This is a genomic window from Micromonospora sp. DT47 (assembly GCF_049844475.1).
Taxonomy (GTDB): Bacteria; Actinomycetota; Actinomycetes; order Mycobacteriales; family Micromonosporaceae; genus Micromonospora.
In genome coordinates, this window is sequence record NZ_JBNCLC010000006.1 from 225,542 (window position 1) to 245,877 (window position 20,336).

At 69.6% G+C, this 20,336-nt stretch carries 25 protein-coding genes; 9 read left to right on the top strand and 16 right to left on the bottom strand.

Annotation, left to right across the window (positions count from 1 at the left end; translation table 11 throughout):
* Window positions 1-30 precede the first annotated feature (30 nt).
* Both sthA and ACLQ2U_RS12295 read left to right on the top strand, forming a co-directional pair.
* Window positions 31-1,434, top strand: a complete 1,404-nt coding sequence (gene sthA, locus ACLQ2U_RS12290) for a Si-specific NAD(P)(+) transhydrogenase (RefSeq protein WP_425750724.1) — start codon at window positions 31-33, stop codon at window positions 1,432-1,434.
* Window positions 1,435-1,833: 399 nt separating this feature from the next.
* Window positions 1,834-2,742 (top strand): GNAT family N-acetyltransferase, encoded by a 909-nt coding sequence (locus ACLQ2U_RS12295; RefSeq protein ID WP_425750725.1) that lies wholly within the window; start codon window positions 1,834-1,836, stop codon window positions 2,740-2,742.
* Between the two features lie 86 nt (window positions 2,743-2,828).
* On the opposite strand, the gene ACLQ2U_RS12300 is transcribed toward ACLQ2U_RS12295, so the two are convergent.
* The 3 genes from ACLQ2U_RS12300 to ACLQ2U_RS12310 form a co-directional block, all read right to left on the bottom strand.
* Window positions 2,829-2,966, bottom strand: coding sequence for a hypothetical protein (locus ACLQ2U_RS12300; RefSeq protein WP_425750726.1), 138 nt, complete (start codon window positions 2,964-2,966; stop codon window positions 2,829-2,831).
* Between the two features lie 203 nt (window positions 2,967-3,169).
* Window positions 3,170-3,553 (bottom strand): hypothetical protein, encoded by a 384-nt coding sequence (locus ACLQ2U_RS12305; protein ID WP_425750727.1) that lies wholly within the window; start codon window positions 3,551-3,553, stop codon window positions 3,170-3,172.
* Between the two features lie 439 nt (window positions 3,554-3,992).
* The gene (locus tag ACLQ2U_RS12310; protein ID WP_425750728.1) at window positions 3,993-4,397 is read right to left on the bottom strand and encodes a hypothetical protein; all 405 of its coding nucleotides are present in this window, start codon (window positions 4,395-4,397) and stop codon (window positions 3,993-3,995) included.
* A 219-nt stretch (window positions 4,398-4,616) separates the two neighbouring features.
* Between ACLQ2U_RS12310 and ACLQ2U_RS12315 the strand changes: the two genes are divergently transcribed.
* The gene (locus ACLQ2U_RS12315; RefSeq protein WP_425750729.1) at window positions 4,617-5,093 is read left to right on the top strand and encodes a hypothetical protein; all 477 of its coding nucleotides are present in this window, start codon (window positions 4,617-4,619) and stop codon (window positions 5,091-5,093) included.
* A gap of 43 nt (window positions 5,094-5,136) precedes the next feature.
* Here the strand turns inward: ACLQ2U_RS12315 and ACLQ2U_RS12320 are convergent, their stop codons facing one another.
* Complete coding sequence (locus ACLQ2U_RS12320; protein WP_425750730.1) at window positions 5,137-5,871, bottom strand: uridylate kinase; 735 nt, start codon at window positions 5,869-5,871, stop codon at window positions 5,137-5,139.
* A 118-nt stretch (window positions 5,872-5,989) separates the two neighbouring features.
* Here ACLQ2U_RS12320 and ACLQ2U_RS12325 point away from each other — a divergent pair, with 118 nt between their 5' ends.
* On the top strand, window positions 5,990-6,250 hold the full coding sequence (locus ACLQ2U_RS12325; RefSeq protein ID WP_425750731.1) for a hypothetical protein: 261 nt from the start codon (window positions 5,990-5,992) through the stop codon (window positions 6,248-6,250).
* Between the two features lie 311 nt (window positions 6,251-6,561).
* Complete coding sequence (locus ACLQ2U_RS12330) at window positions 6,562-7,332, top strand: phosphotransferase enzyme family protein (protein ID WP_425750732.1); 771 nt, start codon at window positions 6,562-6,564, stop codon at window positions 7,330-7,332.
* Between the two features lie 163 nt (window positions 7,333-7,495).
* On the opposite strand, the gene ACLQ2U_RS12335 is transcribed toward ACLQ2U_RS12330, so the two are convergent.
* Genes ACLQ2U_RS12335 through ACLQ2U_RS12355 form a run of 5 tightly spaced genes read right to left on the bottom strand, consistent with a single transcriptional unit; the run spans window position 7,496 to window position 11,646 of the window.
* Window positions 7,496-8,152 (bottom strand): hypothetical protein, encoded by a 657-nt coding sequence (locus ACLQ2U_RS12335; RefSeq protein ID WP_425750733.1) that lies wholly within the window; start codon window positions 8,150-8,152, stop codon window positions 7,496-7,498.
* Window positions 8,149-9,618, bottom strand: a complete 1,470-nt coding sequence (locus tag ACLQ2U_RS12340; RefSeq protein ID WP_425750734.1) for a hypothetical protein — start codon at window positions 9,616-9,618, stop codon at window positions 8,149-8,151. Before ACLQ2U_RS12340 ends, ACLQ2U_RS12335 begins: the two co-directional genes overlap by 4 nt.
* Complete coding sequence (locus ACLQ2U_RS12345) at window positions 9,615-10,361, bottom strand: ATP-binding cassette domain-containing protein (protein ID WP_425750735.1); 747 nt, start codon at window positions 10,359-10,361, stop codon at window positions 9,615-9,617. Before ACLQ2U_RS12345 ends, ACLQ2U_RS12340 begins: the two co-directional genes overlap by 4 nt.
* Entirely contained in the window at window positions 10,358-11,095 is a 738-nt protein-coding gene (locus tag ACLQ2U_RS12350) for a hypothetical protein (RefSeq protein WP_425750736.1), read from the bottom strand. Before ACLQ2U_RS12350 ends, ACLQ2U_RS12345 begins: the two co-directional genes overlap by 4 nt.
* Complete coding sequence (locus tag ACLQ2U_RS12355; RefSeq protein ID WP_425750737.1) at window positions 11,092-11,646, bottom strand: RNA polymerase sigma factor; 555 nt, start codon at window positions 11,644-11,646, stop codon at window positions 11,092-11,094. The genes ACLQ2U_RS12350 and ACLQ2U_RS12355 overlap by 4 nt, the downstream gene beginning before the upstream one ends.
* A 476-nt stretch (window positions 11,647-12,122) precedes the next feature.
* Between ACLQ2U_RS12355 and ACLQ2U_RS12360 the strand changes: the two genes are divergently transcribed.
* The 4 genes from ACLQ2U_RS12360 to ACLQ2U_RS12375 all read left to right on the top strand — a co-directional run bounded on the left by ACLQ2U_RS12360 (window position 12,123) and on the right by ACLQ2U_RS12375 (window position 15,846).
* Window positions 12,123-12,866, top strand: a complete 744-nt coding sequence (locus tag ACLQ2U_RS12360) for an MBL fold metallo-hydrolase (RefSeq protein WP_425750738.1) — start codon at window positions 12,123-12,125, stop codon at window positions 12,864-12,866.
* A 291-nt stretch (window positions 12,867-13,157) separates the two neighbouring features.
* The gene (locus tag ACLQ2U_RS12365) at window positions 13,158-13,775 is read left to right on the top strand and encodes a hypothetical protein (RefSeq protein ID WP_425750739.1); all 618 of its coding nucleotides are present in this window, start codon (window positions 13,158-13,160) and stop codon (window positions 13,773-13,775) included.
* Between the two features lie 440 nt (window positions 13,776-14,215).
* Window positions 14,216-14,632, top strand: coding sequence for a YciI family protein (locus ACLQ2U_RS12370; protein WP_319458899.1), 417 nt, complete (start codon window positions 14,216-14,218; stop codon window positions 14,630-14,632).
* The gene (locus ACLQ2U_RS12375; RefSeq protein WP_425750740.1) at window positions 14,632-15,846 is read left to right on the top strand and encodes an RNA polymerase sigma factor; all 1,215 of its coding nucleotides are present in this window, start codon (window positions 14,632-14,634) and stop codon (window positions 15,844-15,846) included. Before ACLQ2U_RS12370 ends, ACLQ2U_RS12375 begins: the two co-directional genes overlap by 1 nt.
* On the opposite strand, the gene ACLQ2U_RS12380 is transcribed toward ACLQ2U_RS12375, so the two are convergent.
* From ACLQ2U_RS12380 to ACLQ2U_RS12410, 7 genes are all read right to left on the bottom strand, one after another.
* Complete coding sequence (locus tag ACLQ2U_RS12380; protein ID WP_425750741.1) at window positions 15,811-16,032, bottom strand: hypothetical protein; 222 nt, start codon at window positions 16,030-16,032, stop codon at window positions 15,811-15,813. The genes ACLQ2U_RS12375 and ACLQ2U_RS12380 overlap by 36 nt on opposite strands.
* Window positions 16,033-16,250: 218 nt before the next feature.
* Window positions 16,251-17,255 carry an ornithine cyclodeaminase family protein gene (locus ACLQ2U_RS12385; RefSeq protein WP_425750742.1) on the bottom strand — a complete coding sequence of 335 codons (1,005 nt, stop codon included), beginning with the start codon at window positions 17,253-17,255 and terminating at the stop codon, window positions 16,251-16,253.
* 139 nt (window positions 17,256-17,394) lie between these two features.
* Window positions 17,395-17,727: a nuclear transport factor 2 family protein gene (locus ACLQ2U_RS12390; RefSeq protein ID WP_425750743.1), complete on the bottom strand. Its 333-nt coding sequence runs from the start codon at window positions 17,725-17,727 to the stop codon at window positions 17,395-17,397.
* 380 nt (window positions 17,728-18,107) lie between these two features.
* Window positions 18,108-18,770, bottom strand: coding sequence for a M23 family metallopeptidase (locus ACLQ2U_RS12395; protein WP_425750744.1), 663 nt, complete (start codon window positions 18,768-18,770; stop codon window positions 18,108-18,110).
* 190 nt (window positions 18,771-18,960) lie between these two features.
* Window positions 18,961-19,692 carry a class I SAM-dependent methyltransferase gene (locus ACLQ2U_RS12400; protein ID WP_425750745.1) on the bottom strand — a complete coding sequence of 244 codons (732 nt, stop codon included), beginning with the start codon at window positions 19,690-19,692 and terminating at the stop codon, window positions 18,961-18,963.
* 52 nt (window positions 19,693-19,744) lie between these two features.
* Window positions 19,745-20,134: a leucine zipper domain-containing protein gene (locus tag ACLQ2U_RS12405; protein ID WP_425750746.1), complete on the bottom strand. Its 390-nt coding sequence runs from the start codon at window positions 20,132-20,134 to the stop codon at window positions 19,745-19,747.
* Between the two features lie 7 nt (window positions 20,135-20,141).
* Complete coding sequence (locus ACLQ2U_RS12410; RefSeq protein ID WP_425750747.1) at window positions 20,142-20,336, bottom strand: helix-turn-helix domain-containing protein; 195 nt, start codon at window positions 20,334-20,336, stop codon at window positions 20,142-20,144.

The following is a 20,336-nucleotide window of genomic DNA, read 5'->3' on the forward strand; positions in this document are numbered from 1 at the left end:
GGGCCGCGACATCTTGCGACGCTAACAGTTGTGTATGACTACGACCTGTTGGTGCTGGGCTCCGGACCCAGTGGTCAGAAGGCCGCGATCGCCGCCGCCAAGCTCGGCAAGCGGGTCGGCATCGTGGACCGCCGCGACATGATCGGTGGGGTGTGCATCAACACCGGCACTGTCCCCTCCAAGACGCTACGCGAGGCCGTGCTCTACCTGACCGGCATGAGCCAGCGGGACCTGTATGGCAGCAGCTACCGGGTCAAGGAGCAGATCACGGTCAGCGACCTGGCCGCCCGGACCCAGCATGTGATCAGCCGGCAGACCGACGTCATCCGCAATCAGCTGGCCCGCAACCGGGTCGCAATGATCACCGGCACCGGACGGTTCGCGAACGCGCACGCGATCTGGGTGGATGGCGGCTCCGGGCGCGAGTCCAAGGTCACCTTTGACAAGATCATCATTGCCGCGGGTACACGCCCGGCCCGCCCGGACAGCGTCGACTTCGACGACCGGACGATCGTGGACTCGGACGGCGTCATCAACCTCCAGGCCGTACCCCGCAGCATGGTCGTGGTCGGCGCCGGCGTGATCGGCATGGAGTACGCGTCCATGTTCGCCGCGCTCGGCACCAAGGTGACCGTGGTAGAACGCCGCGACCGGATGCTCGAGTTCTGCGACGAAGAGGTCGTCGAGTCGCTCAAGTACCACCTACGCGACCTGTCCGTGACGTTCCGCTTCGGCGAGGAGGTCGCCGCGGTGGAGAAGCACCAGACCGCGGCGCTGTGCATCCTAGAAAGCGGCAAGAAGATCGTCGCGGACACGGTCATGTACTCGGCCGGCCGCCAGGGCCAGACCGACGACCTGGCGCTGGAAGCGGCCGGGCTGGAGGCGGACAAGCGCGGCCGGATCAAGGTCGATGCGAACTACCGCACCGCGGTCGACAACATCTACGCGGTCGGTGACGTGATCGGCTTCCCGGCGCTGGCGTCCACGTCGATGGAGCAGGGCCGACTCGCCGCGCAGCACGCCTGCGGCGAGCCGGTCCGCGAGCTGCACGAGTTGCAGCCAATCGGCATCTACACGATTCCGGAGATCAGCTTCGTCGGGAAGACCGAGGAGGAGCTGACCGACGGCTCGACGCCGTTCGAGGTGGGCATCGCGCGCTACCGCGAGCTGGCCCGCGGCCAGATCGTGGGTGACTCGTACGGCATGCTGAAGCTGCTCGTCTCGCCGGACGACGGCCGGCTGCTCGGCGTGCATGTGTTCGGGACCGGCGCCACCGAGATCGTCCATATCGGACAAGCGGTCATGGGCTGCGGCGGCACGGTCGACTACCTGGTCGACACGGTGTTCAACTACCCGACGCTGGCCGAGGCGTATAAGGTCGCCGCCCTGGACGCATCCAACAAGATCCGCAACATCATCCGGATCGACGGTTAGTAGACTGATGCCGCGACTGGCGTTCCGTCCGGTCCGGAATTTCCGATGGTGCGCAGCGCTCGCAGGTCCTCGACGGCGCAGAGATTTCCGTGCCGGTGTAGCGGCACGGTGGCTAGTGCGGTGTCCACTAACGTTCGCCGGGTTGTCGCCCCTGGGAATTGTCGTACGGGTGGTGTTGGCTTCGGTTCGTGCCTCGTCGTCGGGATCCGTTCGCGCCGCCGGTCGTGCATCGCACCGCGCGTGTCGCGGTGCGGGTGACGCCGGGGCAGCGGCGGCGGTGCTTCGGGCTGCTGCGCTCCGCTGGTGATGTGTGGGGAGTCGCTCGCCCCCACGGCGAGGATCCACAACACCCACCGGAAACCCGGTGAACGTTAGTGGACACCGCACTAGCCTACGCAGATGAGCTTCCCGATGGCCGGACTGCGACTGCGGTTCTGCACCGATCCGGGCGAGATCCTCGCCGCGGCGGGTGACCACCTGGCCGCCAACCCGGTAGTCAGCACGGTCGTGACCACGATCGCCCACCGGGTGCTGTCGCAGCGGGCCGACGGGATCTCGCAGCCCGACCGTAACTGGTGGCTGGTGGTCAGCGACGACTCCGGCGCCGTGGTCGGGGCCGGGATGCGGACGGCGACGGCTGCACCCTACCCGCCATTCCTGCTGCCGATGCCCGACGAGGCGGCCGTGGCCTTGGCCTACGCGTTGCACGAGCGCGGGGAGCAGGTGCTCGGGGTCAACGGGGCCCTGCCTGCCGTGGAACTGTGCGCAGCCGAGCTGGCCCGACTCGGCGGGGGCCGAGTCGAGGTCAGCCAGCACACGCGGCTACACGAGCTCGGCGAGCTGGTGCAGCCGACGTCCGCGCCCGGCGCGCTGGTGGTCGCGACCGAGGACGACGTGGAACTGGTTACGGAGTGGTTTGCCGCGTTCATGGGCGACGCCGACGAACAGGCGGGCCGGCGGCGCGGTACCAGTGCGCACCAAGTGCCCGACCGTTCGGAGATGCTGCGCCGAATCCAAGCCGGCCGGCTGTGGTTCTGGGTCGACGAGACTGGGGAGCGGGTGCATCTCACCGGCGCCAACCCACCGTCATTCGGGGTGGTCCGCGTGGGACCGGTATACACGCCGCCGGCCCAGCGTGGGCGCGGCTGGGCCAGCAACGCGGTCGCCGAGGTTTCCCGGCGGATTCAGGCCGAGGGTGCGCGGGTCTGCCTGTTCACCGACCAGGCGAACCCGACGTCGAACAAGATCTACGCCGCCCTGGGCTACCGGCCGGTAGTCGACATGGCAAACCTTCTCATCGTCCGCTGACGCCGACCACATCGCGGATGAGTGCACGGTAGGAGGCATGACCGGGTGGAGGTCGCCGCCTCGGTCTGGGAAAACACGTTGGTGGGCTAAATCTTGATCCAGTAACGTCGCGCGGCGCCGAGTTCGGTGTCCCGGACGTCCTCGAGGGCGCCGGGACCCCACTCGTCACGCGCCTCGAGCCAGGCGGCGTGCAGGCGTACGGTGGGCGCGACCAGTTCGGGCATGCGGCGACGATAGAGGTCCAGGTCTCGCGGGCGGGTATCAGGTTCGCCTGCACCTCATGCGGCTGGATCGGACACGCCGATCGCAATGCCGCCCTGAACGTCCTCACTGCGGCCGGATCGGTCGTGGACGGACGTGGAGCCACCGCCGGGGGGCGGCGTGACCGCCCCCCGGGAATCTGCTCGCCATCAGGCGGCAGAGGGGGTCACCAGGCCTTTCCTCGGATCGGCGGGACGTCGAGGTCGCGGTTCCCGCCGCGGTGTTCGGCGAGCATCTGACGGCGCTTCGCGCGCCAGCCGTGGCGCTCCTGGCGCCGGGCCTGCTTGCGGTAGACCCGGCCGGAGCAGCTGTTGCACGGACACTGCCCGCGCCCGCCGATGTAGGTCAGCGCGCAACGCGTCCAGTACGTCCGCGGCGCGCTCAGGCACTCGCGCAGATCGCAGGGGATCAAGCGCTTGACGAGATGCCGCCGCAGCTCGGGATCCCAGTGCTCGTAGAGCCAGTGGTTGTGGTCGACCCGGTACTCCTGGCGCAGCATCGGGTCGCGCTCGCGGACCCAGCCGGGTCGGTGAGCATCGGTTCGGGACATGTGACGACCTGCCCTTCGGGCCGCCCGCGCACCGTGCGCGGGACTAACGCCTCCCTGGCATGTCGATCACCTCCAGATGTTGAGAGTGGATGCCGGTACACGAGTGGTCTGGGGCCTGCCCATCTCCCGACTCAGCAGGGGAGCACCCGTCAGAGCATGTTGGTCACGGCGTACATGGTAGGCCGGGGCACCGACGGGATCCGATCACCGTGGCGAGCCGCCCGGCCCTTGCCGGAGTGGCCGCGGGTGCGGGCGACCCGGGAGGCCATGCGGTCCGGCGTCTCCTGCGGCGCCGGGAGAGTGGATGCCGCCGCCGAACACGGCGACGTAGGTGGGGGCGGCCATGGCCCGGGCCTCCCGCTCGGTGAACCCCCGGCGGCGGAAGTAGGTGACCTCACCGGTGACCCACTCGTGCAGCGGGCGACGGCCACGCCGAGGCTCAGCAGGTTGGCCCGCAGCTTGTTCGCCTCGTCCTCGTAGACCATGTCAGCCGACCGGCGCGGGGGTGGGCTCCCGCCAACGCTGCCCGCCGCCACGGCCTGGCCGACGATCTCGGGGTACCCGCCAGCGGTACCCGGGCCGGGGGACGCCGCGAGGCGCCCGGCGTCCAACCGGTACCCAGGTGGTCCTCCCACTGCCGGGCACTCAGGCTGAGGACGTGCAGCGCCGGGAACCCGGCGACGGCGGCGACGTCCGCGACGGCCGCCTCGGCGAGGTCCAGCCGCACCAGGTTCGGCAGCTCCGCGAGCGCGGCAACCGACACCGGCTCGGCGTTGCCGGCCAGCGCCACGTACCCGATCGTCGGCGTCGCGGCCAGCCGCTCCGGCTCGAACCGCTCGGCCACGACGAGGCGGCCGACCGGCAGATGCTCCGTCGTTGGTGCACGCCGACGGCGGCGCGGCTTCATTCATCGGGCAGAGTCGCCGTGCCGCGCTCGCCGCGCTATGAACGCCCGATCAGCGGCAGAAGCGGATACTGCGCCGGCTGGCCAGATGCGTTGGCTGCTGCCACCGCATGTTGGTGCTCCGGGGCAACGTGAGCCGGTACATGATCCAATGGCGCCATGGAACTCAGCAAGCAGTTCAGCGAGCAGCAATACGCTCGGGCGCTGGAGTCGTGGACCTGGCTGGATCTCGACGGTAAGGTTCCGCGGTTTACCTCGCTGTTCGGCGATGTGTTCCTCGAGTCTGCGGACGGGGCATGGTGGTTCCTCGACACCTTCGAAGGGCACCTCGTACGGGGGTGGAACAGCGGTGCCGACCTCACTGCCGAACTAGACACCGAGGCTGGCCAGGACAGGTACCTCCTGGCCAGCCTCGCTATGGCCGCGTACCACCGGCGCGAGCTTCGCCTGGACGCCGGCCAGATCTATGCCTACGCGCCGCCCCCGATCGTCACCGGTAGTTTCGACGTCGACCAAATTGAGGTGTTCGACTTCTTTGCGGTGGTCAATATCGCTGGCCAGCTCCACGAGCAGCTACGGAACAAGCCCTCAAGTTGGAGCCGGCCCCTCGGAATGGTCGGCAGACCCGGCCCGTAGTACCCGCCACGGCGTTGGTCGCGGCAACCAGCGACGAACGCGCTCAGATCGGCATGGTCGGATGTGACTGGTGGGTGTTTGCGCTGAGGGACGGGAATCGACGCTTGTCGCTGGAGTTCTCGACGACGGGGACCATCCAGCGCTTGACCGTCGGCGCGTCGGCTCGGTCGTTGTCCACGACAACTTGCGCGATAGCCTCCGGGTCGACCTCGCTGCGATACAGCGCCTGCCCGGGTAGATAGCGCCCGAGGTAGCGCCGCTCGATCTCCTCGTGCGACCCGAACAGATTCATGTCGCGGACTTTGGCGCGGCGCAGCGTCTCCCGCGGTGATACGCGCAGGTAAACCGATAGCGTCCACTGGTCACGCAGTTGCTCGCGCAGAAGGAACACGCCGTCGAAAATGAGGACGGCACGAGCCGGAACCTCGGCGACGCGGACCGAAGAGCCGGCATCAGTTTTATGGTCATACCTGGCGATCTGCACCCGGGCAACGCCCTCGCCGAACGGCCTAAGGCACTCACTGAGCAGAGCCTGGTGGTCGAACGAGTCGCGGTAGTAACCCTCGGCTGACAGCTCGCCTCGCTGGTAGCGCAGCTCGCGCGACTGATGGAAGCCATCGATCGACGCGCGCAATGTCGGTACATCCAGCGCCCTGGCGAGCTGATCGGCCAGCGTCGTCTTGCCCGCGACGTCCGGTCCGTCAACGCCCACCAAGACCCGGTCCTGTTTTCGAGACAGGCTCGTCACGACTGCTGCGAGCCGCCCCACCATGTCCATCCACGGAGCATCTCACGGCAAGATCCGTTTGCGCGGGACTGTCGGGCCGACAAGGGACCGGGTCAATGCGATCGAGGTCTGGCGTCCGTCCGAGCGGGACGTCGTGCGATACCGCGACGTGGACCTCTTCGGCCTGCCAGCACTCGAAGTCGTGGAGCGTCTACGTCGCCATGTTGACCTCAGGCCCAACGAGCACGACGACGGCTTCACTGCAGGAGACCTGCACCTCGCCCTGTGGCGTCCGTTCGCCGCGGACGACGACCCGGATGAGGAGCAGGGTCACTTCTTCCAATCGATTCTCCTGGCCCGGCCCGGCTACGACGACACACCCGCCGAGGCAGCAGCGCGGCACGCCGCTGGCGGCCAACCGGGCTACTGATCCACCTGAACGTCGCGCGAGACCGCTTACTGCGTCACACCCGCCCGGCCAGTGACGTTCGCTGCGGCGGGGATGACGCGTAAAGCTCACCGGACTCCTCGCGGCTCAGGTCGCCAACGAAGAGTTGAGCGAGCAGTACCGCGCTGCCTTCGTGGATCAACGAGACCTCGCCGGTTCGAGCGTAGAACGCTCAGCTCACATCGGCACGGCCGCGCGACCAGCGGCAGGAGAGTGCACCGAAGCAAGGGCCCGGGCTGGCAGCGGCGCGGCCTTACAGGTGATTCAGCGTGCCCGGCCGTTAGGGTCGCGAGATGGGTCAGGGCAGCGAGCATGTCGTGGAGCAACCCTTGGCCGGGGGTCGTTTGACGGCTGGTGTGGTCCGGGTTGGAGATACGGTGCGCCGCCCGGCCTCGCCTGCGTCGCGTTTCGTGGCGCGGCTGCTGACTCATCTCGCCGCGAAGGGTTTCGACGGCTCCCCTCAGCACCTGGGGTGGGACCAACACGGTCGTGACATGTTGTCGTTCGTGCCCGGCCATGTTCCTCCGCGATGGCAGCAGTTCACCGACGTCCAGGTCGGTCAGGCAGCGAGGCTGCTGCGAAAACTGCATGACGCCACGCGAGACTTGGCGTCGAACCTCCGGGGTGAGGTGGTCTGTCATCACGACCCCGGTCCGAACAACACGGTCTTCCGCGACGGCCAGCCGGTCGCGTTCATCGACTTCGACTTCGCGACGCCTGGCCACCCGTTGGAGGACGTGGGGTACATGGCGTGGGCCTGGTGCATCTCGTCACGGCCTGACCGGGGACCCGCGACAGAACAGGCCCGCCAGGTGCGGACGCTGGCGGACGCGTACGGCTTGAGCCCGACCGACCGTGACCGCCTACCAGCCGCCATCCGCGAGCGCTTGCGCCGCAACGAGGCGTACTGGCGAGACATCCACGACGACGAAGCGGCCTCGACCCCTCGCGCACGCTCTGCCGAAGTGCTCGCCTGGACCCAGCGCGAACTCGCCTACACCGAGGCCAACCAGGAGACGTTCATCGCCGCACTATGTTCGGCAAAGTCGCGCGGTCAGCGCTGATGACAGCACGTTCGGCCCCGATTCTTCTGGCTCACTGGGGCGGCGTTGAGCGAGCAGATTGGGAGCATCACCGCGCTCCCAACGACGCTGAACGGCGCTTAACCGGTCGATGGAGCCGCCGATCGATGTTCCTCGGGTTCGGTGGAGTCGGTTTGGTCGACTTTCATGTGTTTCGCTCGTTGGTGGCGTCGCGGGCTCCGCGTAGCGCGATGGCGGCCATGCCGGTGATGAACACCAGGCCGGCGCAGAGGGCAGCGCCGATGTCGTGTGGAGGTCGGGCGGGCCAGATCCAGGGTGTGGTGAGTGCGGGTCCGTGCCATTGGGTGTACAGGGCGTAGATGGCGATCATGAGGTAGGCGGTGGGGGCGGTCCAGGCGAGTGCGCCGCCGAGGAGGGCGGCGCACAGCAGCCCGATGCCGGTCAGCCCGGCGAGGTTGCGCAGCACGTCCAGGGCGCCGCCGGCGAGGTGGGCGCCGATTCCCGCGGCGGCCAGCGTGCCGGCTGCGGCGGCGGTCAGGATCAGCGCGGTGGCCAGTCGCAGGAGTGGCAGCCATCGGCCGGTGGCGCGTTCCGGTTCGCCGAACGGGCTGGCGGTGGTGGCGGCGATGGCGGCGGCGCATCCGGTTTCGAAGATCAGTGGGAGTTGGAGTGCGCCGTAGGCGTTCCATTGCCAGTGCAGCGCGATCCGTAGTGCGACAGCGCAGGCCGCGATCGCGGCCAGGGCCGCTGGGACTCGGCGGCTGGTCAGGTGCAGCCGTGCCAGGCGTAGGCCGACGGGTGCGGATTCTGCCGGCGGCGTGCCGGCTCCGGCGGCGGTCATGGCAGCTCCGCGAGGGTGATCTGGCCGGCCCGCAGCGCGGCTACGTGCTGCGTGAGCCAGGCGTGTCGGGCAGCGGGCGGCAGGGCGGCGAACCGTTGCGCGGCGGCGGCGGTCGGGGTACCGGGCGAGAGGGTGGAGGTCTTGAGAATGGCCTCGGCGACCGCCTGTTGCGCGTCGGTCGTCTCGCGCTTGCGGCCGCCGATGACGCTGTTGAGGATGTCGTGCGCGGTGTCCGCTTGCAGCACGGTAGTTAGTTCGTCGGTAGCTACCGAACGTCCCAGTTGGATGGGGAGGAGTATGTGGAGCGTTGGCGGGGTGCCGCTCATGGCCGTGCCGGCTCTGCTGATACTGACGCGGTTGCCCGATTCTTGTTGATAGATCGCGGCAGTTTGGTTGATGCGGGCCGGCGCGCCGGGCAGGCCGGCCAGTTCGCTGAGTACCGGTTCGAGTGCGGCCGTCACCGTGGGCAGGTGGATGGTGTAGGCGGGGTGCAGGCAGACCGGGATCGGGGTGTCGCTGCACACGGGTGTGTAGGGGACGGGGCGGTCGTTGGCGGGGTTGTGCAGGGCGGGGATGGCGATCATGCCGTGCGGGTCGAGCCGGCCGGTGCCGGCCAGTGCGGTTGCGGTGATGGCGGCCAGCAGGCCGGCCGTGGTGAGGGCGGCGGCGGAGCGGCGTAGCCATCGGCCGCCGGAGCCCGCGGGCAGGCCCAGGACGCCGAGCAGCGCCGTGGTGAGGCCGGCGAGGAACATCAGCTGGACGATGGGCAGGTCGGGCAGGTAGGGGTAGAACGTGGCGACGCCCTGGTCGGGGCCGATTTCCCAGGGGCCGGCGACCAGCGGGGATACCTGCCAGGGTGAGTCGTCGCCGTGGATGAACTGCGCGGTGAGTTCGAGCGCGAGGAACGCGGCGACGGCGACTAGTGGTGCGGTGAACCGGCTGGGGCGCAGCGCCCCGGCGGCGAATCCGAGCGCGGAGAACGCGGGCAGACTCGCGGCGCCGACCGCCGCCGGCCACCACAGCGGACCGCCCCAGGCGCCCTGCCGCGCGGTGACCACGTACAGGACAGCCACGCAGCCCAGGTACGCGACCAGCGCCCAGCAGGTGGTGGCGGCCCAGGTGGCGAGCTGGCAGGCCCACCGAGACCGGGAGGCGCCGGACAGAAGGTCGGTCATGCCGTAGCGGGCCTCCCGCGAGCCCAGCCAGGCGGCGGCGCCGACCACAGTGGGAACGAAGACCGCCAGGGCGCTGGTCTGCATGGTCATCGCGCGGACGTTCCACATCGGTGGGTACGCGATGGCCGGCCGATACGTGATCAACCAGAAGAGCGCGACGACGATCGGCAGCATCCACAGCATCACGTTGCGGCGCAGCTCCAGTCGCAGCAGCCGCCCGGCCGCCGCCAGCGGCACGCGGGACGCCCGCGCCGGCCTGGTAGGCACCTGCATGACTGGCGTGGCGGTCATGAGCGTGCCTCCGCGAGTACCGCGCTGTATCCGCGCTCCAGCGGGGCGTCCCCCGCCGCCGTGGTTCCGACGCCGCGGGCGGTCAGTTCGTCCGGCGTACCGTGGAAAACGATCTTTCCCCGGTCCATCAGGGCAACCTGAGTGCAGGCGGCGCCGACATCCTCGACCAGGTGTGTACTGACAATCACCGTGGCGCGCTGCCCGAGGTCGCGCAGCAGGGCACGAAACGCCACCCGCTGCTCGGGGTCCAGCCCGGCGGTCGGCTCGTCCAGCAGCAGCAGTTCGGGCTCGTTGACGATCGCCTGCGCGATCCCCACCCGGCGCAGCATCCCACCGGATAGGGTACGCAGCTTCGCCTTCGCCTTGTCGCCCAGGCCCACGCGTTCGACCGCGGCGGCGACCGCGCGGTGCACCCCCGCTGACGGCACCTCCTTCAGCAGCGCGAAGTACTCGACGAACTCCACGACCGTGAACCCCGGGTAGAAGCCCAGGTTCTGCGGTACGTAGCCAAGGCCGCGCCGGATCTGCCGGCGCTGCCTATAGATGCCGGGATCATGACCGAGCAGCCGTATCCGGCCCGAGGACGGTGGGATCACCGTCGCCAGCACCCGCAGCAACGAGGTCTTGCCCGCCCCGTTCGGGCCGAGCAGTCCGAACACGCCCGGACCGGCGTCCAGGGTCACCCCGGCCACGGCCATGGTCCGGCCGAACCGGCGGGTCAGTTCAGTGGTCGCGACGTTCATGAGGTTCCTCTCGAGATCCGGGTCGTATAGAGCACGATCGCCGCGCAGCAGCCGGCGAACGTCAGGTAGGGAAGCCACAGCACCGAGGTCGTCACCGCGGCGCTGATCCGCCCAGTGGCCGCCTGGCCGGCCAAAATCATGATCACCCAGCCGGCCACGCCGGCCGCCACGCCCAGGTTCGCCGACCGGGCAACCGTCGCCGTGGCCAGCGCCAGCGCGCACACCGCGGTCATCGGGAGCAGCCAGCCGAGCGTGACCGCCGTAGCGACGCCCGACGCGGCCGAGGCGGCCAGCCCGAACGCCGCGTTCAGGCCGAACACCGCCAGCGCCCGGACCAGCAGCACCAGCCGATCACTGACCGCGACGCTGCACGACAGCTCCCAGGCCGGGTCGATCCCCGGCCCGTACGCGTACGCGATACCCGCCGCGGCCACCGCCGGCGCGAGAAGCGCGACGTACGGCGTCCCGGTTTCCAGCGTGGCCAGCACCCCAGCCAGCAGCACCACCCCGGTGGCGACGACCCACCCGAGCAGCAGCGACGGCGTGGTCACCAACGCCCGGGCCAGACCCGGCGAGCGGAGCAGCCGGCCAGCCAGCCGCTCCACCGGGCCCGGACGGCGACGCCACACCTCGGCGGCCACCCCGACCCACACACGTTCCAGGTCGACGTCGCGCGGCGCCGGACCCCGCTGCGCCGAGGCGCGGTCGGCACCCACCTCATGGTCGTTGGTCATCGCCCACCACCCTCTGGCATCGGATCGTGCCGTCGCAGCGCCGCGCGCATCAGCCGGCGGATCTGGTATGCGCGGCTCTTCACCGTCCCCTCCGGAACGCCCATCAGTTCAGCTACCTCAGCCACCGGCCGGTCCTCCACGTACATCAACCGCCACGTCTCCCGCTGCGGGCTGCCCTCCGGGCCAAGCGCCTCGACAGCATCGGCGAGTTCCGCTCTCCACAACGCCGCTTCCGTCGGGTCCACCGGCTGCCCCTCGCCAGCCGCTACCAGAGCGGGAATGAGCAACTCCGGGTGCCCCCGGCGGCGCAGCCACAACGCCGCCTGCCGCCGCGCGATCCCCCACAGCCAGCCACCGGCACCCCCCAACCGGTAACCCGCGGCACCCCGCCACACCGCCACAAACGTCTCCTGGAGCACGTCCTCCACATCGGGGGCGGGCAGGACCGCACGCAGCCGGGCAGCCATCCACGGCGCATGCCGCGAGAACAGCTCCCGCAACGCCCCGTCGTCACCACCCGCCACGGCACTGACCAGCTCGTCGTCGTCCATCGCCTTCTCTGTTGCGTTCCAGCGCCTACCGGTTCACGATGACGCAGAATTTCTTCCTACGGAGAGTCTCAGCTGGTGAGCTGGCGGGTAGGCAGGCAGGGCGCAGCCGAGGTCGGCGAGGGCGTGGAGGTGGTCGGCGGCGGGCCCGCTTCCATGGCGTACTGCCACCGTGGACACGGTCACAGGCAATTGCCGATGCGGATTTGGCTTGCCCACCCAAATCAGCGCATATTCACATCCCTCGCGCCAGTTTAGGCAAGTCAGACGAACGTGCTTCCGTGACGCGCTCAATTCGGCAGAGTCGAGCGTGCCCCAGTCGCTGAACTGCGAATGCCCGACCAGCGGCGGATGAGGCTGTTCGGGCGCTGGCGCGCGCCAGAATGCCCGACCAGCGGCGGATGAGGCTGTTCGGGCGCTGGCGCGCGCCATGAGTTAAGGGGCTCGGCCATAACAGGCCAGCCGATACAGTCTCTAGGATGCGGCTCACGGTTCTCGGCGGATGCGGTGCCTGGCCCGAGGCGGGCCAGGCATGCAGCGGCTACCTCGTTGAGCACGATGGGTTCCGGCTGCTCGTCGACCTTGGCTATGCGACCGTGCCGCGGCTGCTGGAACGGGTCACCGCGGCCCAGGTCGACGCGGTGTTCATCAGCCACGGACATCCCGATCACTGCGCCGACCTGAACCCTCTGCTGCGGGCGCGTGCGTTGCGCGATGATCCGCCCGCGCCGCTACCGGTGTACGCGTTGCCTGGCGCGCTGGATGCGGTGTTAGCGCTGGATCGTCCCGGGATGCTGGCTGCCGCCTACGTTCTGCACGAGTTCACCGCCGGCAGCCGCCTCGATATCGGCCCGTTCCGTGCCCAGACCCGCCTGCTGCCGCACTGGGTGCCAAATGCCGGCGTACGGCTGGTTGCGGGCGACCGGGTGCTCGCGTACACCGGTGACAGCGGCCCGAGCCCCGACGTGGTGGAACTGGCCCGCGACGCTGACCTGCTGCTGGCCGAGGCCACCTATGTGGATCAGGTGCCGGAGGACTCGCGGCGCTACCTGTCGAGCGCGCGCCAGGCAGGTCGGCAGGCCGCGGATGCCGGCGCCGGACATTTGCTACTGACCCATCTCTGGCCGGGTACGGACCCGGCGGCTGCGCGAGCCGCGGCCGGTGACGGGTACGACGGTGAGGTCGGCGTCGCCGTCGCCGACCTGGTCCTCGACCTTCCCTAGGCCCAGCCTCAAACGCATCCAGGCCGGATCAACCTTCGCTCCTGGACGGTGCGCAAACGCACGCTCATCGACACGAGCGGGCGATCAGCGGCAGATCCGGATGCCGTGCGGGCAAGCGCGGCGCCACGCAAGACGTCGAGCACCGGAGCGCTCGATCCTCAGGTGTCCTTCAGGGGTGGAGGACTGTGCTGATCTTGGTAAGTCGTAGCCAAGTTTCCGACAGCGGGCGGGGAAATCGGTCCGGGGGTCCTCACAATGTGTTGCGACCCGATCATCAACGCGGGAGCAGACATGAAGCGCGTGGACATGTGGATCCGGGCCGTTGGCGGCACGGCCGTACTCGCGCTCGCGTTGGGCGGGACGGCCGGGTGCGGCGGATCCGCGACGACCGGGGACGCGGCGCCGGGGCGTTCGGCCTCCACCGGGACGGGCGCGATCTCCGGGGCCGCTGCGGCCACCACCACACCGGCAGCCACCACGGGCGGGCCGTCGGCCAACGCCTCACCGGTACTGGCCGACGGCCGGAGCGCGGTCTACCTCACCGGCCTGGACACCACTCGGAACACCGTCACGTTCGACCTGATCGAGTTCCTGACCGGTGACGCGGCCAAGGCGGAGTGGAAGAAGGACCACCCGGAGAACCCCGACGGCCCGGACAACGACTACATGATCGTCAACAAGAACAAGATGTTGCGGACGCTGCCGGTCACTGCGGATGTGCAGTGCGTGGTGCTGTCGACGCTGGGCGGCACGGACACGAAGACGATCAGCTTCGCCGCCCTCCCGGCATTCCTCAAGCAGCAGAACAAGGGGATGACGCTCACCCCACCGGCCATCGCGGTGCTGCCGTTCTGGCTGACGGTGCAGCACGGGACTGTCATCAGGTTCGAAGAGCAGTTTCTGCCTTGATGCACGAGCGGGGGAACCCGGCCCGCGTTCGCCTACCTGCACGACCGGATGTCGAGCTGGCCGATCATCGTGACGCTACGCAACGATCGACCAGCGGCAAGAGAGTGCGCCGCGGGCGAAACGCCGCTAAAGATTCCCGTCGCCCTCTCTTCAGCCAGGTAGCGGAAAGAAATCACTGAGCGCGTACCGGATGGTTTCCGCAGATCCGTGTGAGCGTCGCCGCCTTCCGAAGCTGCGACGATAAGCTTTCTGATCAGCATGGCGTCCGCGTCAGCCATCGCTCAGGGCCAGGTCTGACGGGCGCAACGCGGGTCGGACGGATTCGGCTGCGTCGCGGCGAGAGATTTCTCCGGGGCCGTGTCGATCCGCGGGCCGCTCGTTCGACGTGTGGGTGCGAGTGCGAGGGCCGAGAGGCGGTCCCGCCGGACGAGGAGAACGCGATGCCGAAGTACATGCTGATCATGCGGGGCACCGATGAGTCGAACGCGGCCCTGATGGCCGGGTTCGAAGAGTTGGCGGCCACGACGTACCACTACATCGAGGAGCTGGTCAAGGCCGGCGTGTTCGTCGCGGCCGAAGGGCTGGACGATGCGGGCCAGGGCGTCGTGGTCGACTTCAGCGGCGAGGCCCCGGTGGTCACGGACGGGCCCTACGGAGAGACCAAGGAACTGTTCGGGGGCTACTTCCTGCTCGATGTCGCCTCGAAGCAGGAGGCGGTCGAGTGGGCCAAGCGGGTCCCGTCGGTCACCGGGTCCAAGATCGAGATCCGGCGGGTGGCCGGGGACGACGAGATGCCGCAGGACAACGAGGGGTCCGTCGAGGAACGGGCCGGGAGCGAGAGCACCGGCCGGATCTGATGGGTACGGCCGACGTCGAGGCCGTCTGGCGGATCGAGTCGGCGCGGATCGTCGCCGCGCTGACCCGGTTCACCGGCGATTTCGGGCTGGCCGAGGACGCCGCCCAGGAGGCGGTGGCCGAGGCGCTGGTGTCGTGGCCGCTCGCCTCTCCGGCCAATCCGGCCGGCTGGCTGATGGCCACGGCCCGGCGGCGGGCGATCGACGCGATCCGCCGCCGGACCGCCCTCCAGGACCGATACGCCCTGCTGGCGGCCGACCCGGCGGTCGACGAGGACATCGACCCCGACCGGATCGACGACGACATCCTGGCGCTGATGTTCGTCAGCTGCCACCCGGTGCTCTCCCCCGAGGCCCGGGTGGCGCTGACCCTGCGCGTGGTCGGCGGCCTGTCCACCGAACAGATCGCCCGCGCGTTCCTGGTACCCGTGCCGACCGTGCAGGCCCGCATCACCCGGGCGAAGAAGACGATCGCGGCGGCCGGGGTGCCGTTCGAGCTGCCGCCGGCCGGTGAGCGCCGGGAACGGCTGGGCGGCGTGCTCAGCGTCCTCTACGTGATCTTCACCGAGGGGTCGACGGCCACGTCGGGCGACCGGCTGCTACGCCCCGGCGTCGCGTACGAGGCGATCCGGCTGGCCCGCACGCTGGCCGCGCTGCAGCCGGACGAGCCGGAGGTGCACGGTTTGCTCGCGCTGTGCGAGCTGACGGCCGCGCGCTTCCCGGCCCGGACCGGCCCGGATGGTTCGCCGATCCTGCTGGCGGACCAGGACCGGCGGCGGTGGGACTTCTCGGCGGTCCGCCGTGGGCTGGCCGCGCTGGCCAAGGCATCGGCTCGCGGGCTCGGCCCCTACGGCCTGCAGGCTGCGATCGCCGCCGCCCACGCGTCGGCGCCGTCGGTGGAGGCGACCGACTGGGACCGGATCGTGGTGCTCTACGAGGCGCTCGGCCGAGTCGCGCCCTCGCCGGTGGTCGAGCTCAACCGGGCCGTCGCCGTGGCCATGGCCTCGGGTCCGGCGCAAGCCCTGGCCATGGTGGACGAGCTGATCGCCTTGGACCGGCTCCCCGGTTCGCATTTGGTTCCGACCGTACGCGGTGAGCTGCTGGCCCGCCTCGGTCGGCGACCGGAGGCGCGCGCCGAGCTGGAGCTGGCCGCCCGGCTGTGCGCCAACCAGCGCGAACGCTCAGTGCTGCTGCGCAAGGCGGCCGCGCTGGGCTGACTTCTCCAGCGCGGTCGGCCGGGATTCGAGTGCGGCCCGGATGCCGTCGATCGCGTCGGCCCCGACGGCCAGGCGCAGCGGCGGCTCCGCCATGCCGGCGACCGCGAGCCTATGCCGTTGAGTGCAGTTGAGCGCCGTTCGATGCAGTTCAGTGCTGTTCGATGCACCCTGCTGCTCCCAATCCACTCCCCCATCACAGGCCCAGCAGGGGTCAGGGTCGTCCTCCCACATGCTTGCCAGCCCGGCAAAGGCGGTCAGTTCGGAAGGGCCGCCGAGCGGGTTCCCAAGGCTGGACGTCGCTCGCTGCCGGTGGCCAACTGCTCCTTGCCCGGGCCTCGGCGACATCCGGGCCACGATCGGACTCTCCCCCACCGACGATGACCGGCCGGCCGGACCTTGCCGCATCAAGGGGCGCCGTCGTGTGCGGCGACGTAGCTGCGGTAAATCTCGGCGCCGACGACGAGATCCTGCCACGGCATGCCGGTCCCCTTGAATAGCCTGGGTCCATCGGTGGGTAGCTGCGCGCTGCCGGTCACGACATCGCGCAGCGCGTACAGGTCCTCCTCGCAGACGACGCCGGCAGCCAAGGGCATGACAATGTCACCCGCCTCGCGCAGGGCACTCGCGCGGGATTCGACGACGACGCTCGCGCGGTTGACGAGAGTGTCATCGACCTCACGCATGCGCGGCGAGTGCGAACCGATCGCGACGACCACAGCTTCCGCCTTGACCAGCGTGCCGTCGAAGAGCGGCGCCGGTGCGCTCGTACAGCAGCAGATGATGTCCGCCTGCGCTACCGCAGCTGCGGATTCGTCTGGGCCAGACACCCGTACCGGAACGCCGGTATCGGCGAGGTGCACGGCGAGACGGTCGCGGCGTGCGCTGTCGCGTCCCACGAGCCAGACCTCGCTGACCTGGTGCAGCGCGAGCATCGCCTCGGCGTGGCCGCGCGCCTGTGGCCCGGTACCGAACACCGTAAGGCGAAGCCGTCCGGCCGCCTTGCCCGGCAGGAGATGCCGCACGGCGAGCGCGGAGACCGCAGGGGTGCGAAGGTTCGTCAGGGCGACGCCGTCGATGATGGCGGCCGCACGTTGCTCGGGACCTTCAAAGAGGATGAAGGTTCCCTGGATGAGCGGTAGTCCGTGGTGGGAATTGTCCGGGGTGTTGGAGAGCACCTTTACCCCCGAGAAGGCGCCCAGGGTGGACGGCATGACAAGCAGTTCGCCGGCCTGGGTGGCCACCCGGGAACGGGGCGTGTCCTGCTCGGGATCGAGGCCGCCGCGGAGGGCGATTTCCAAGGCGTCGACCGCATCCCGGATGGGGATCTCCTCGACGGCTTCTCCGGAGATCAGGTGCATCCCTGCGAACCGCCGGACAGGAAGGGCGGTGCGACTCGGATCCTCATTCATGGTGGCTGACGCTATGCGAAGAAGAGCGGTTCGCCGCCCTGGCGACCACCCCGCTGGCCGACATGGTCACCGAGGCGGCCGACAGGTGGTGATCGGGGTGCCACTGGCATCCGTCAGGAGGCGTGCAGGGGCATCCGCCCTACGGCCGGATGTCCAGGGCGCCGATCAGACCATCGCGAAGCGTGAAGCGGTGGCGCAGCCGGACCGGGCTGCCCGGGAACGTACCCGAGACGAGCGTCGTCACCACCAGGTTGCCACCGGCTTCCTCCTCGACCGTCTCCGGTACGGACGTGTAGTCGAACTCGGCCGCGGTCCGCTCGCGCCAGGCCCGGATCGCCGCCGGGCCCTCGTAGGTCCGGTCCTCGTCGGCGACGATCGCGTCGTCCGTGAAGCAGGAGACGAAGGCGTCAATGTCGGGTTCGCCGGTCAGCTGGTAGTAGCGGACAATCACGTCGGGAACGGTGACGGTCATGTGGCTCTCCTCGCGTGTCGCAGCCCGCGTACCCAACGAGACACCAGTCATTCGTCAAGCCGCCCGCGCCTGTCCAGCCGATGCCACATCCCCCGATTTGCCCGCTGGCCCGTAGGTGGGTGCAGCGCGACGGTGACGGTGAGCCGGGGGCGAGCTGGAAGCAGGCTGTCCCGGACGGCCACCCGACGGGCTGGTCCGACCCGGGGTCGGCGGAGATCCGCAACCGCTCGTGATCCAGCCGTTGCGCGTCGAGGTGTGCTCCGGGAACCATCAGCCTCACACAGCGGCGCGGTCCTGTCGGCGGTCAGCGCGCCGCAGCCAACGGTCCGATGATCGTCGCGCAACGGCGACACCACCGAACGTCCGGCGGCTGACAACGGCTACGGTTGCCCGGGGTCGCAGTTGTTGCTCGTACGCGTGACCGTGTATTCGGTGTCGTCGTGGGTGATGCCGGACGGCGAGCCGTCGAAGTAGGTTTCCACCTTCTGCCAGCCCCGGCGCTGCTCGTAGTGCAGGTGCGGTGCGCCGGAGTTGCCGGTGCTGCCGACCCGCCCGATCTGGTCGCCGTGGGCGACCTGCTGACCGACCCGGACCAGCGGCGGTTCGAGCAGGTGGAGGTACTGCGTCTCCCACTTGCCACCGTGGTCGATCTTCACCCAGTAACCGCCGCCGCGGCCGCGCGGGCCGTCCGGGTTCCCAGGGGTACGACCACCCAGGGCCCCGTTGATTCCCGCCTCGGTGACCGTGCCGGCGTAGGACGCGAGCACCGGGCGCCCCCACGCCTCGCCCTCGGTGGGAAACAGGTCGACGTCGTAGTCGTCGTGGCCGGGGTAGGTGCCGAGCCGCCAGGTCTCGCCGCAGGCAACAGGAAGCTGGAAGAGCGGACGCGGACCCGGCGGCCACAGCAGCGGCACCACGACCACGGCGACAGCGACGACCGCCGCGACCGCGCCGAGCGCGAGGACAGCACGGGCGATACGGACCCGGACGTGGCGGCGGGTGCGGAATCTGGTCGAATGGCCGGTCGTCACTGCCCCGAGCATGGCAGCTGCCGGCAAGGCCCCGGCTCCTGGGCACCCGCGCAATGGACTCGCGCTACCCGAGGCCGCGGACGGACTCCGCCACCAATCCCTGACAGGCATCAAGGTTGTCCGGCCTATAGGGGTCACACCAGTGGGTTGGTCGTGACCGCTCTGACGCTCGTTCCTCTGTCTGGCCACCGGGTCTTTGGCGTCAGTGAAGAACAAGAAGGTCAAGGGCATCGACGAGAGGCTTGGTGTCGGTCTTCGCTGCCTCGTGAAGTCGAGCGAGTCCGGTGGCGTATTCGTCGTCGCTGATCAACTGCAGGAGGGTGTGGGCCTCTCGACGTAGTGCCGTGGCGGCCTCGTGAAGGGACGCGGCGGTGGTCTGCGGGACCTGTTCGAGAGCGACGGTGCTGAAGCCGGCGGTGGCGAATGCGGCCTCGAGGTCGGCCACACCGGGGTAGGTGTTGAGCACGCGGATCGCTTCCGGGAAGTATCGGAACAGGCTGATCCCGTGGTGCCGTCCGGCGAATGCGGAGCGGATCAGCAATGGAGCGCCGGGGCGCAGGACGCGGCGCAGTTCGTGGGCAGCGGCGGTCAGGTCGGGCACGTGGTGGATGACGGTGGACATCCACACTGCGTCGACGCTGTCGTCGTCGAGCGGGATGTGGGCGGCATCGCCGGCCACGACTGGCTGGTACACCGATCGAGCGCGCATCGCTTCCGAGGGCTCGACCGCGACGACCTGGACCTCCTCGTACCAGTTGGTGAAGGTCCGCGCCCAGCTACCGGTGCCGGCGCCCAGGTCGAGCAGCCGCATACCAGGGCGAGGGTCGAGGTGCCGGGTGACCGCTTCCCGCCAGGCGGCGAGGCCGTCGTCGGTAAGGTGGCGGCTTGCCTCGAACGCCACCGCGTCCACGCTGTCATACGCGATTCGGGCCATGCCGGTGACTCAACCGTCCAGGGGGCGAAGTGACAAGGAGTCGTGCATTGATTCACATCCGTGAGTTCTGCTGGCGCGACTCTGACGCTGTCGCCGCGCTGTGGGCCGGGGCGGGGCGGGACGTGCTGCCTCGTGAGGAACCCCCACAGGGCGCCAGCGAAGCGCAGCGGGTCCTGGACCGGTAGCAGCCAATCGTAGGCACCAACCGGAGTAGGGCTCGAGCCGCGAGGCGCGATGGACGAGCCAGCCCGCGCAGCCCTTCGGCGCGGTAGCGGGCCAGCCACCGCTGGCCGGTCCGCAGCGGTACCTCGGCGTCGGCGGCCACCCGGCTCAGCGGCACATTGTCCTCGACGTGGGCGCGCAGGATCCGCCACCGCCGCAGCGCCTCGGCGCGTTGTACCTCGGTGGTCAGCGGCGGCCGGGGCCGATCTCCGCCAGCCATCGCCGGGTCACGACACCGGTTCGGCGACGGCGTCCTGGTCTTCCGGTAGCGCCCGGTAGAGGGTGGAGCGGCCGATGCCGATGTGCCGTGCAATGGCTGTCACCGACTCGCCGCGGGCTTGCCGGGCGCGGGATTCTCCCCGAACGGGTACTCCGGCGCCGGGAACTGCACCCACCCCGACGGATGAGGCGTTCCGCTGCAT